Here is a 12692-nt window from a genome sequence, read left to right on the forward strand (position 1 = left end):
TCCGGATCTGCTTCTTTCTGTAGGGCAGCCATGGCGGAGAACGCAGTCGAGGGCGGCTTCCTGCCCCGCAGACAACACCTTTGCCTTGAGGACATCTTCAACCATGGCGGGGATGATCCTTGAAGGCAAGTTGGAAGTCGAGCAGGCTGCCACCATCGCCTTGAAATCGCCTTGAAGAAGAAACTTTGGCTTCCGCTGCCGTGCTGAGGTGCTTGTGCCGGCTGCAGACACAAACAGCTTTGCCTACTGTTTGCCTACTGTAGGAACCCCGCCAGTAAAATCACCGCGGCTCCCACGGCAGCCAAAATCGTCAGCGCCCGGCCCGCGTCGGCACTGCCCTTCCACGAGAAGTTTTTCTCCGACTTTTTCGGTTCTGCTGGCATGGCCATGCCTCCCTTTGCATTGCCAACTCTAACTTAACTTCCCCCCCACGGGATCTTAGCTGGTTGGGGCATACCCTGGAAAAAACAGCAGCCATCTGGCCCGGCCAGCCGTTTTTGGGAACAATACAAGCAGGCAAGGGATCCAACTCCCACCAGTCTGGAAGCACATCCTGAGGCGAAAGCCATGAGCTATGCAGAACGGAGCAAAAGAATGGTTTTGACGTTGGCGACTCTGCTGGGCGGCTGGGTTGGCGGAGGGTTGTTGCAGGGATCCCTCTGGGTTGCCGCTCAGCCTACCTTCCAAACCGTGCCGTTGCCGCGCCTGCCTGTGGGTGTCGATCAATCGGTCTTCGATCGCCCGGTAGCCCGCTTTAACCCCAACCTACCTGCCGAGCTGGTGATCCGCAATCGCACAGGTCTGCCTTTGGAATACGGCTTTACCGATCCCCGTCAGAAGGTCTCGGAACTGCCTGCCGGCGAAACGTTGCGCCTGAGCAACCTGTTGATCCCCAATTGCATGGCCATCAACACGCCGATGTTGGCTCCTGTGGGCTACCAGGTGAGCGTGGATCCCTTGAATGTGATCACCGTAGAGGTGCGGCTGGTCAACGATGTCTCCGGCGACCACTGCCTCGATCTGCAAGCGACAGGGGCTATTTTTGTGAATTGAGATGAGCTGATACCCATCGATTACCCATCGAACACAAGTTAAGTCAAATCCTTCAAAGGGATCCCTTACATCCTCACCTACAGTCATCTTCTGGCCTTTGCCAGGATGGACATGGGATCCCACACGGTAGATGGCAGTTGACTTTGCCCGGTTTTGACGCTGGGATTGAGTCTATTGGAGAGCCGATCAGAGGCTTAGGCGTATCGACAGGGGCCATCCCCTGTGACAGGATTCGAACAGGATATGAACAGGATATCGAGGCCGATGTTCTGCCGGACTCTGTTTAGCCTTTCTCTGGGCTTGTTGCCTGTGTAGTCTGTCTGTACTCTATCTTTTTCTTGGATGGTCTCATGAGCGATAACTTGTATTCCTGGTTTCCCCGGGCCTTGGTGATCGGTGCTGCGGTTGTGGGGTTGTCGAGCTTGCCTGCAAGGGCTCAGCAAATTACGGATCCCAGCCCAGCTCAAGCGGCCACCAATGTTGAACCTACCTCCCCAATCTCGGCTTCTTTCCGCAGCCAAGATGGCGTCAGCGTGCGCCCGGAAACGGTGAGGGTTTTTGTGGATGGTCAAGATGTCACGTCCCAGTCGGTGATCACCCGCGATTTCTTCACCTATCGCCCTGCCCAACCTCTGCCGCCGGGGCGTCGGGAAGTCTTGCTGGAGTTCACCAATACCCAGGGGGTGACCCGCCGCGTGACCTGGAGCTTCACCGTGGGTAGCCCTGTCCGCGCTTCCATCGACCTGGTGGATCACAATGCCGGCAGTCGCCCCTTGGCAGCCGGGGAAATCCTGCTGGTTACCGTCAAAGGCACTCCTTCCAGCCGGGTGACGGTTTACCTCATCCAGGATGGACGGCAAGTGCAAACCCTGCCGGCTCAGGAAGTTTCCAGCGGCACCTATGTAGTGAACGCCCTAATCGAGGCGAAAGATACCACCCGGGAAGGGATCGTCGTCGCCCGCTTGGAAAATGGTGGCCAAGTGCGCTTCATGACCGCCGAACAACCGGCCCGCCTGATCGAAGGGGCCACCGGGGGCATCCAGCGGCTGACCACCCAAGAGGTTTCCGCCACGGTCAGCGCCCCCAGCCCCCTCTTGCCTCAAATCACCAACCTGCAGGATGGGGATCGGGTTTCCGGTTCTTCGTTTACGCTGCAGGGCACTACAGCTCCCAATGCTTCGGTGCGGGTGAATGTAACGGCTTCGACCTCTCTGGGCGGCATCATCAGCGCCCAACAGACCGTGACCAACCAAACGGTGCAGGCAGATGCCCAGGGCCGTTTCACCATCACCGTTCGGCCTCCCATTCCGGCCTCTGGCACGGTGTATCAGGTGAATCTCACGGCCACTTCCGGCAACCAAACCAGCCCAACGGTAACCCTGCGCCTTACCCAGCAGTAGGGGTTCAAGGGATCCCAGCCCATCCCGATAGACTTCCCCCCACCCATCAGGGGATCTGGAAATCCTGGCATGTCCAGCAGTTCAGACTTCCCTCTCTCCCCTGGGAGAAGAGCTGGGGGTGAAGGCTCTATCATCTTCAATTCCCAGGGATCCCTTGCCGGCTTGTAGGGGAGTTTTGGATAGAGGAGACTGCATTTGCCAGCGCCACAGGATCCCGGCCACGATCAGGGTGGGCAAAACGATCATCACGACCACCACTGGCATTTGCTCCGGCAAGGCCAAGTAAGGGCCACCATACTTGATGGCTATGCTGATTCCGGCGGCAGCCAGCATCAACTTCAGGGCAAACCAGACTGTTTTTTGATTCATGACTTATGGTCACTAAATTCACGATGGGCTAGGGTTGCTGACCATGGCAGTGAGAATGCCGGCAATGGTTTCCAGCTCCTCAGGTACTCGATACAGCGTTAAGTCTTGTTTGATCATCTGCTGATGGGCAAGAATTTGTCCGAACTGCCAGATAGACCCCATCGTCACTGCACCGTAGATCTGAGCCTGCTGCTCCACCTGCGCCAGGGCAATCATTTCTACAGCCATTTGCACAAAGGCTCGCGTTAGATCGTCCTTTTTGGCTTCAACCACCAGCAGGATGTTCTTCCCTCGCAACAGATAATCGAGGCTGCCCTTCAACCAATTGTTGACCATCAGGGGATACTCCAGCCGCAAAGGAACTCGACAATGGAGAGCCACTTCGGTCAGCACAGGAGCCACCAGCAATTCCCGCCGCGCTGTTTCGCTGGTGAGGCTAACCAAAGGTAACAATTGTCGGATCCGATCTTTCAAAACTGGGGTTTGCGGCGGCGCAGGGGCAACAGGCCATGTCCACTCCCCAATTTCCAGTCGATAGCCAAACTGAGCCAAGATTTCATCCGGCTCGTAGGGCATCTCAAAATAAGAGCGAAAAGTATAGGATTCGTCTTCTTTAAGAATGGAGATGTTCAGCATGGAGTTCAGGAGAAACCACGCTCAGTCTGGCACAGCTAGGGCTGCTTCAATCCGCTCTTTCAGGGTGGTCACCACTTCTTCAATGGGAATTTCCGTGGCTTGGCCGCTGGCCCGCTCGCTGAGTTCCACCTTGCCTTGTTTGAGGCTGCGCCCCGTGGTGAGGCGATAGGGGATCCCGATCAGATCCGCATCTTTGAATTTCACCCCGGCCCGCTCGTCCCGGTCATCCCAGAGGGTCTCGATGCCGGCAGCAGCGAGATCTTGCACCAGTTTTTCCGCCACGCTCATCTGCTCGGCGTCGGAGATGTTGGGCACCACCACCACTACGTGATAGGGGGCAATGGCCACGGGCCAGATGATCCCGTTGGCATCGTGGGACTGTTCCACCGCCGCCTGGGCCAAGCGGGATACCCCAATGCCATAACAGCCCATCCAGAGGGGCTGCTCGGATCCCTGTTCGTCGGTAAAGGTGGCCCGCATTGGCAGCGAGAACTTGAGGCCTAGCTGAAAGATATGGCCGATCTCGATGCCACGGGCCGTTTCCAGGATCTGGTCGGGGTTGAGCAAACACCGATCCCCCGCCTGTGCCTTGCGCACATCCACCACTTCCGGCAGGGGATATTGCTCGCCCCAGTTGGCCCCCACCACGTGCTGCCCCACCTGGTTGCCGCCGGTTACGAAGTTCTGCAGCAGGGCTGCCGTCTGGTCGGCCAAGCGCAGGATCTGGGGGGCAAGGTTTTTTTGCCGGCCCAGACAGCTATCCGGCAAGTCGGGGGCAATGTAGCCCACCGGGATGGGATCCCCCTGCCAACTGTTTTGGATCTCGGCATCGGCCAAGGCGAGCTTGAGCAATTTGCTGGCTTGGTAGCGCTCTGCCAGGCGGCTGAGGTGGTTGGCCAGTTTGACCTCATTGACTTCTTGATCCCCGCGGATGCTGAGCAGCACTGCCACCCGCAGGCCGTTGTCGTAGAGGGCTTGGTAGAGGACGTTTTTAACGATCAGGGTAGAGGAGATTTTTAGGAAAGCGGCCAGCTTCTCGATGGTTTCGGTTCCCGGCGTATCCAGAACCTGGAAGGCGGTGTAGGGAGACTCTGCCGCTGGCGGCGGGATGGAGACAGCCTTTTCCACATTGGCAGCATAGGAGCCATCGGGCGTGTAGAGGATCTCATCTTCTCCCGCAGAGGCCAGCACCATAAACTCCTGCGAGGCCGCCGATGGACCCCCGATTGCCCCCGCATCGGCATCCACCACGCGAAACTCCAGCCCACAGCGCCTGAGGATGCGGCTATAGGCTCGGTACATATCTTGGTAGGTCTGGCGCAGGCTTTCCTCGTTGGCGTGGAAGGAATAGGCGTCTTTCATGATGAATTCCCGCCCTCGCATTAGGCCAAAGCGGGGCCGAATCTCATCCCGAAACTTGGTCTGGATCTGATAGAGGGTTTGGGGCAATTGCCGGTAAGAACGGATCAGGTCGCGGGCCAGCAGGGTGATCACCTCTTCGTGGGTGGGGCCGAGGCTCTGTTCCCGCCCCTGCCTGTCCTTGAGGGCAAACATGATCCCCTCGGCTTGGGTGTACACATCCCATCGCCCCGATTCCCGCCAGATCTCCGCCGGCTGCAACTGGGGCAGCAGACACTCTTGCCCACCGATGGCGTTCATCTCCTGGCGAACGATCTCCGAGATCTTTTGCAGCACCCGCCAGAGGAGCGGCAGATAGGTGTAGATCCCTGGGGAGAGCCGCCGGATAAAGCAGCCCCGCAGCAGCAATTTGTGGCTGGGCAACTCGGCCTCGACGGGATCCTCCCGCAGCGTGACAAACAGCATCTGGCTCAGTCTCTGGCTTTGTTGCATCCCTTCCCTCCCTCTGAGGACTCCTCCCGCTCGCACGATCAGCTCAAACTTTCCCGCCCTGTTTGGGATCCCCTGCCCGAGAACACAGGCCTGACCGGCAGGCCAACCTGAAGTGCCTTGATGAAGCTAGACAGAGGCCAGCGTCCGCCGCTTGGTGACCATCTGGTACACCTCGATGATGTCGCCTTCCTGCCAGGATTGGAACTTGTCGATGCCGATCCCACACTCGAAGCCGGCAGCCACCTCCCGCACGTCGTCCTTGAAGCGCTTCAGGGAGTCTAGACGACCTTCGTAAACTACCTCCCCTTTGCGACGAACTCGCACCAGAGCATTGCGCTGCACCTTGCCCGAGAGCACATAGCTGCCGGCAACCGCACCGCGCCCGATGGGGATCACCATGCGCACCTCCGCCTGACCCAGCGGCTCCTCTACTTCTTCCGGCTCCAGCAAGCCCTCCATCGCTGCCCGCAGATCGTCCAGCAGGTTGTAGATGATGTCGTACTCCCGCACGTCCACACCCTTGTCATCGGCAGCCTGACGGGCGCCGGGGGCCAGGGTAGTGTTGAAGCCGAGGATGATGGCGTCGCTGGCCGCAGCCAAATCCACGTCGGTTTCCGTGATCTCGCCAGGGGCCGCCAGCAGAACCCGCAGCTGGACTTCCTCTTGGGGCAAGTCCCGCAACGCTGTCTGGATGGCTTCGGCGGATCCCTGGACATCCGTCTTGATGATCAAGTTCAACTCCTTGAGCTGACCTTCTTGGGCTTTGGCGGAAACGCTACCCAAGCTCACGCGACGAGACAGCAGCGCCTGTTGTAGACGGGTTTGCCGCAGCACCTCCGCCCGCTCTTGGGCAATGCGACGGGCCTCTTTTTCGTCGGTGTAAACCTGGAACTCATCGCCGGCTGCCGGGACTTCATCCAAGCCCAGCAGTTGTACCGCCGAAGACGGCCCAGCTTCCTGCAACCGCTGGCCGCGGTCGTCCATCATCGCTTTGACCCGGCCCAGCACTGCGCCGGCCACCAGGGTATCCCCCACCCGCAGGGTGCCGTTTTGCACCAACAAAGTGGCCACTGGCCCGCGGGCTTTGTCCAAGTGGGCCTCGATCACCGTGCCGCGAGCGGGACGATTGGGGTTGGCCTGCAGCTCCGCCACATCGGCCACCAATAGGATCATCTCCAGCAGAGCATCCAGGTTACGGCGGGTGAGAGCGCTCACCTCCACCATGGGCGTGTCGCCACCCCACTCCTCTGGCAATAGGCCGTGCTCCGCCAACTGCTGCTTGATGCGCTCCGGCTGGCTGCCGGGCTTGTCGATCTTGTTGATGGCCACGATGATCGGCACCTGAGCCGCCCGCGCATGGCTGATCGCTTCCAGAGTTTGCGGTTGTACCCCATCGTCGGCGGCCACCACCAAAACCGCAATGTCGGTGACGCGGGCTCCCCGGGCGCGCATGGCGGTAAAAGCCTGGTGGCCAGGAGTATCCAGGAAAACGATGCGCCGCTTCTGGCCTTCAAAGTTCACATCCACATGGTAGGCACCGATGCGCTGGGTGATCCCGCCAGCCTCTCCCTGCGCCACTTTGGTGTCGCGGATGGCATCGAGGAGGGTGGTTTTGCCGTGATCCACATGGCCCATGATGGTCACCACCGGCGGACGCGAGACCAGATGGTCGATGTCCTCCACGTCCAGCATTTCGGTTTTTTTAGCCTCGGGTTCTGCCTTGGGCCGGCGAATCTCGTAGCCCAACTCTTTGGCCACCGACTCGGCCAGCGACTCATCCAAGACCTGGTTGATGGTCACCATCACCCCCTTGAAAAAGAGGGTTTTGATGATCTCAGTTTCGGCCACGCGCAGGCGATGGGCCAATTCCTGAACGGTGAGGCTGCCATCCAAGAGCAACACCTTCTCTTCGGGCAAGGGCTCTGTCCCGCTAGCGCGATCGGCAGCACCAGCCTCAGCGGAGGTAGGTTGCTGCTGCAAACGGGCAGCAGGGCGGGGGCGGGCAGAGGGAGCAGCCGTTGCCGCGGGTGGGCGATAGGAAGGAGGCTTGGCGGTGGGGCGAGCCAAGGGCTTGAGGGCGTTCAGCTCAGCCTGCTTGACCGCTGAAATGATGGTCATGGGATCCAAATCCAAACCATCTCCATCTCCTTCCCCCCGTCTCCGACTGCGTTTGCGTTTGGCTTGGACGCGGGCAGCCCGCCGACTGAGAGCTTGTAGCTCGTCGTCCTCTTCTTCTTCCGTTTTGCGCTTGACCTTGGGTGGGGTAGGTCTTACGGGAGCCTCCGCCAACACTGGGCTGGGACGTTCCCCAGGGATTCTTTCTGGCAAGGGAGAGGCAGCATCTGGGTCAGGGGGAGCCGGCTTGACCACAGGACGGGTAGGGGGCCCCACCAATTCCATCCGCCGCTGCGGACGAGGAGCTTCACCGACTTTGCTGCTGCTGACACTGTCTTCTTTGGTTGCCGGGGAGCGCGTGCCAGGGCGAACGGGTGCGCTCACCAGTTGTGGACGGGGGCGCTGCGCAGGTGGAGGAGAAGGAGCTTTTTCTTCCGCAGGCTGAGGGGCACGGGCGCGGCTGGGGGATGGTGCTTCTGAGGGGCTGGGGCGACTGGGCTCGGGAGCTTTTTGCGGCGGTTCAGGCCGCTCTGCCGGCGGTTTTGTCCCGGAGGTAGCTCGTTGAGGGGGGGTGAGCACAGTTGGGCGCTTGGCCACAGAACTGGGCTCGGAGCTGCTGGCTTTGGCCGCGGCAGACTCAGAGGGAGTGGGAGGGGTTGCCGGTTGAGAAACAGTCTCCGGCTTTTGGGTGGCCTCAGACGAGCGGACAAGAGGGGTAACCTGCCGCCGCGGTGGGCCTATGAGCTGAGCACCACCAGCCGATCCCTTTTCGGGGGAGACTCGCTCAGGTCGAGACAGCGAGGGCTTGGCAGCCGGCGGAGTTTCAGCCGTCTTGGCCTCGCCAACTGGGGCTTGCTGCTGAACGGGCGTGGGCCGACGAATGCCGACGATCGCGCTAGCGGTGCCGGGCGCTTTCTGCTGAGGGCGCTCACCGACTTTGGCTTCAGCAGGAGGCTCCGGCGGGAGGTTTTCAGATGGGGGTTTGGGCCGGGGTTGAGGAGGCTTCACAATGCGGGAGGCGCCCAGCTTGCTGCGCACCAACTCAGCCTGCTCCGGAGAAATGGTGCTGCTGTGGGTTTTGAAAGGGATCCCCAGTTGCTCACAAACCTCCAGCACATCCCGACTGTCACGCCCCATCTCACGGGCAATATCATAAATTCGAACTTTATCGGTCATTCGTCTGCTAGCCTCTGCTCCTTTACTTCTCGTCAGTTTTACTATCCAAACTCAATGGGAACCAAGTTATTGGGTTGAGCCGAACCTTTCGGGCTTGCGGGGGCTTCCTCCGGCGCATCGAGAACAGCTCGGCAATCCTCCGGGGATCCGGCCTGAAGGGAACCCAGGTCTGAAGCTGCTCTGGCAACATCCACAGGGGACATCCAGTAAAGCAACCGAGGAAGAACGAGCAAATGTCAACAGCGCCTCCAGAATAACCTCTCTGCAGTTCATCCCACTTGGCCTCAGTTTTCCAGCCAACTCCCATTCTGACAGTTGAGAGGGGCTGCCGTGTGGTTCGCAACTTAGCGAACCTGAAGAGGCGCTTTGAATATCTTACCTACATTGGGAATACCTCTAAGGCTCAGGCTTTTGGAGGAGATGTCCCTGGGAACCTTGCTCAAGAGAATCCAGCAGCCGTTGGAACAACGAGTCAGGCACCGGTGCCTTGAGGGCTCGGTTTATCTGTTGCTTGCGCCGGGCTGCTTGCAGACATTCCAGCCGCCGACAGACATAGGCAGAGCGCCCCATACCCCCGCCCAAAAGCACTTGGTGGGAATCAAATTGTCTGACCAGCCGCCACAGTTGTGAGCGAGGAAACAACTGGCGACACCCTACACAACGACGCAGCGGATCGGCACCCGGCAAGAGACTCTATCCTGCTGGTACACTACAAGCAAGCCCTATCTAGCCTACTCCAAATCTGGCGCCTGCGATCGCAGAAACTCAAAGAAATACTCCACCAACTGGGGATCCCGCCACCCTCTGGCTGTTTCTTCCCGCAAGATGCTTATGGCCTCTTGAACGGTGAACGCTCGCTTGTAAGGTCGCTCTGAGGTGAGGGCGTCGTAGATGTCGATGATCTGAAAGATGCGGGCCACCAGGGGGATCTCTTCCCCCTTGAGGCCGTCGGGATAACCGCTGCCATCCCAACGCTCGTGGTGGTGGCGGATGAGGGGCAACACCTCTTTCATGGTGCGCAGTGGGCGGCAGATTTGCTCCCCGATCAAGACATGGGATTTCATCACCTCCCACTCTTCCGGCGTATGCTTGCCTGTTTTACCCAAAATGGCATCGGGTATGCCCACTTTGCCGATGTCGTGCAGGTAACCTCCCCATATCAGCACCTTGATCAGGGGACGGGGCAGATGCAAAAACTCGCCGAAGCTCTTGGCCATTTGTGCCAGGCGCTCACAGTGATCCCCGGTGGTGGGATCCCGGCTTTCCACACTGCGGGCAATGGCGAACAGAACCTGAGCAGCATGATCCAAGTCTTCATTGAGGTGCTTTTGGCGAACGAGGGAACGCACCCGCGCCAACAATTCCGACTCGTCAAAGGGCTTGCTCAAGAAATCATCTGCCCCAGCTTCAATACCGCGCACGCGATTTTTGCGATCGCTGGCCGCTGTAACCAATACCACCGGGATCAAACGCGTCTCGTCATTCGCTTTGATGCGTCGACAGACCTCGAACCCATCTAACCCCGGCATCATGACATCCAGCAAGATCAGATCCGGCTGGAAGGTTTTCAACATTTGCAGGGCTTGATTGCCGCTTTCGGCCTCGCTGACCCGATAGCCAATGCTCTGCAGCAGATCCCCCAGCAGCAGGCGGCTGTTGGGCTGATCATCGACGATCAAAAGATGACCGATCTCTGTCTCATCCGCCTCATCCGCAGAAGGTGTGACAGGGATCCCAACTGTCACGGGCATCTTGGGCATCTCGAGTTTGGCGAGTTGGGCACAGGAAAAGCTGGTCACTGCAGGATCCCAGTAGCAACACCTCTACGGTAATCCCATCAGAGAAAAAAGAGCATCAGGCTTTACACTGAGCTGCTCCGGGAAAGGGAAGGGTTTTCTCCCATCAACCCAGGGCTTTGTGAGCAATTGTACAAAGCCTAGATATCCTGGCAGCCTCCTTCTGTTTAGTCTGATACAGATGCTCCGGAGAGTGGATGCCCCAGTCAACTCCCCAGGCTCCTACGTCAGCTTGCCAGTTGAGTGTCGGGCCTGGTATTTGGCCCCCGGAGTACCGGAGAGTGCTGGGTTCTCTATGAATGCAAAATGAATGCAAAGGCCGAGAATTACGGCCCATCAAGAAATTAAGGGGCACAGCAGCAACACTTCTCTGGGAGAGGGGCTGGGGCTGATGGTCTGTTGAGAACGGGCTTGGAGTGGATGCACCTGAACTGGATGGATCCAATCCTAACTTGGGACTCTCGAATCGATTACTTGTTGAGAAAGTCCCCCAGATTGAGGATGGTGTTTTGCTCGCTGACGATGGCTTGGATGTCGTCGGGCAAGTTGCGGACATACTCGAGCTGGATGACGTTCGGGTTGCTGCGCAGCGCTTCCCCTTTGAGGGCGATGGCTTGGGCCTCACCGCTGGCTTTGACAATCATTCGTTGTTTGATGAGTTGAGCCTGCTCTACGCGAAACACTTCTCTTTGCTTCTCTTGCTCGGCAATTTGTTTGGCTTCGATGGCCGACTGAAACTCTTTGGAAAATTCCACATTGCGCAAGAGCAAGCTCTGCAGCACCAGCCCTTCTGGCTGCATTAGGCGAGAGAGCTCAGCGGCAATTTGTTCTTGGATTTCAGCTCGTTGCTCAGAATAAACGCCAATGGCCGAATAGCGGGCGATAACATTGCGCACCACGGCTTGGGAGGCGGGGCGAATAATTTTGTTCAGGTAATCGGGGCCTACATTGCGATGGATTTCGGGAACCCGATCCGGATCCAGGCGATAGCGCACCGAAACATCCAGATCCACCCGTTGCCCATCGGCAGTGAGAGCGGTGAGGGTATCGTCGGCTTTGACGCTGCGCTCTTCACTTCGGCTGGTCATGTTGTAGGTTTGGGTGCGCACATCGTAAAGGGTGGGGAACTGCAGCACCGGAATCAGCAGATGGATCCCCTCGCGGCGGGGAGTCATTTCCACTCCCGTGAGGCGGTTGAAGATGACGGCTTCGTAGCCGGGTTGGACAACCAGCAGACAACGGGGCAGGAGGGTCAGCAGCGCCAAAAGCAGGCCCAGCAGAGGCAGAAAGCGCGAAGTCTTGCGGTCAAGACTAAATGGTCTAGGGCGTCGCATGCGCATGGGCAAGGGCTCCGGGATCCAAGAGCTTTTTTATCTTAAGAGGTGTGCTGGCTAGCTCAGCACCCAGCGCTGCAGGGCAATGCCCAGCAGCAGGCCAAGGCCGCCGAAGCGTACCACCTGCCAAAAGGTAGCGGGGACAGGATTAAACACCTCTAGCACATAAGCCTGCAGGCGTTGCTCCAGTTGACTGGCTTCAGCTTGGATTTCGGCCCATTGTTCAGGGGAAAGCTGGGCTATGCGCTCCAATTCTCTGAGGTCGGCAAGACGAGCCTGGAGACTCTGGAGTTTTTCCTGCAGAGCCTCGAGAGGATCAAAGGGATCGGGATTGGCCGTCACGGCTGGGCTTTTGTGGGGGGGTAGGCTTGGGGAGAACGGGATCCGGCAAATCCGGTTTGGATCTCGTTGAAGGGTTTGGCTTTGATCAGCCCTGGAGGAACGGGATCCAACTTGAAGAGGGCGCGAATAGCGTTTTCCACCTCGGTGATGGGGCGGTTGCCGACGGATTGATAGACGATATTTCCCTCTGGGTCGAAGAGGAGGGTTTGAGGCACTTGTCCGGTGTAGTATTGGCCGCGCTCGTCGCCGGGCAGGAGGGAATCGACGGAATAGGGGATGAAATAGACCCCCAGCCCGTAGCGAACCTGCAGGTTGGCAATGGTGGCGGCGTATTTTTTGCAATCGCTACTGTCATCGATGTAATACACGAGGAGGGCCGGGATCCCTTGCTCTTTTGCCTGCTTCAAGGAAACGCGGGGGGGGATCATGCCGCCGTTGGCCCCGTAGAGGGCAAAGATGTTGCCATCGTAACGGTCGTCGTTGAGCAGGGCGCTGGCGGGAGGGGAAAACCAACCTGTCAAAGCGATGAGCAGAGCCACCAGGAAGATACGAAGCAACAGCATGATCTCATCCTCTTGTAAACTACCCGACTCCGACCGCTAAAGCGGTACGGAGCGGGC

General features: G+C 58.7%; 12 protein-coding genes. 2 read left to right on the top strand and 10 right to left on the bottom strand.

The genetic code is table 11. The features are described 5' to 3' along the window. Nucleotides 1-254 precede the first annotated feature (254 nt). Nucleotides 255-389 carry a hypothetical protein gene (locus NW843_RS02350; protein ID WP_414351941.1) on the bottom strand — a complete coding sequence of 45 codons (135 nt, stop codon included), beginning with the start codon at nt 387-389 and terminating at the stop codon, nt 255-257. A gap of 178 nt (nt 390-567) precedes the next feature. On the opposite strand from NW843_RS02350, the gene NW843_RS02355 reads away from it, so the two are divergent. Together NW843_RS02355 and NW843_RS02360 are read left to right on the top strand one after the other, a co-directional pair. Further along, complete coding sequence (locus tag NW843_RS02355) at nt 568-1053, top strand: hypothetical protein (RefSeq protein WP_414522005.1); 486 nt, start codon at nt 568-570, stop codon at nt 1051-1053. Between the two features lie 350 nt (nt 1054-1403). After that, nucleotides 1404-2453 (top strand): hypothetical protein, encoded by a 1050-nt coding sequence (locus NW843_RS02360; protein ID WP_414522006.1) that lies wholly within the window; start codon nt 1404-1406, stop codon nt 2451-2453. Nucleotides 2454-2534: 81 nt separating this feature from the next. On the opposite strand, the gene NW843_RS02365 is transcribed toward NW843_RS02360, so the two are convergent. From NW843_RS02365 to NW843_RS02405, 9 genes are all read right to left on the bottom strand, one after another. Beyond that, nucleotides 2535-2822, bottom strand: a complete 288-nt coding sequence (locus NW843_RS02365) for a hypothetical protein (RefSeq protein WP_414522007.1) — start codon at nt 2820-2822, stop codon at nt 2535-2537. Between the two features lie 18 nt (nt 2823-2840). Further along, on the bottom strand, nt 2841-3458 hold the full coding sequence (locus NW843_RS02370; protein ID WP_414522008.1) for a hypothetical protein: 618 nt from the start codon (nt 3456-3458) through the stop codon (nt 2841-2843). Between the two features lie 21 nt (nt 3459-3479). After that, on the bottom strand, nt 3480-5309 hold the full coding sequence (locus NW843_RS02375) for a proline--tRNA ligase (RefSeq protein WP_414522009.1): 1830 nt from the start codon (nt 5307-5309) through the stop codon (nt 3480-3482). Nucleotides 5310-5435: 126 nt separating this feature from the next. After that, nucleotides 5436-8600 (bottom strand): translation initiation factor IF-2, encoded by a 3165-nt coding sequence (gene infB / locus NW843_RS02380; RefSeq protein ID WP_414522010.1) that lies wholly within the window; start codon nt 8598-8600, stop codon nt 5436-5438. A 396-nt stretch (nt 8601-8996) separates the two neighbouring features. Beyond that, nucleotides 8997-9287: a YlxR family protein gene (locus NW843_RS02385; protein WP_414522011.1), complete on the bottom strand. Its 291-nt coding sequence runs from the start codon at nt 9285-9287 to the stop codon at nt 8997-8999. A gap of 44 nt (nt 9288-9331) precedes the next feature. Then, nucleotides 9332-10351, bottom strand: a complete 1020-nt coding sequence (locus tag NW843_RS02390; protein ID WP_414522012.1) for an HD domain-containing phosphohydrolase — start codon at nt 10349-10351, stop codon at nt 9332-9334. A gap of 515 nt (nt 10352-10866) precedes the next feature. Further along, nucleotides 10867-11736 carry a prohibitin family protein gene (locus NW843_RS02395; protein WP_148202707.1) on the bottom strand — a complete coding sequence of 290 codons (870 nt, stop codon included), beginning with the start codon at nt 11734-11736 and terminating at the stop codon, nt 10867-10869. A 51-nt stretch (nt 11737-11787) separates the two neighbouring features. Next, the gene (locus tag NW843_RS02400) at nt 11788-12072 is read right to left on the bottom strand and encodes a hypothetical protein (protein WP_041436379.1); all 285 of its coding nucleotides are present in this window, start codon (nt 12070-12072) and stop codon (nt 11788-11790) included. Beyond that, a complete protein-coding gene (locus NW843_RS02405) occupies nt 12069-12635 on the bottom strand; it encodes a thylakoid membrane photosystem I accumulation factor (RefSeq protein ID WP_011432764.1) in 567 nt (188 codons plus the stop codon). The genes NW843_RS02400 and NW843_RS02405 overlap by 4 nt, the downstream gene beginning before the upstream one ends. Nucleotides 12636-12692: the final 57 nt, after the last annotated feature.

This window comes from Synechococcus sp. R5-12, assembly GCF_047502655.1.
Lineage (GTDB): Bacteria > Cyanobacteriota > Cyanobacteriia > Thermostichales > Thermostichaceae > Thermostichus.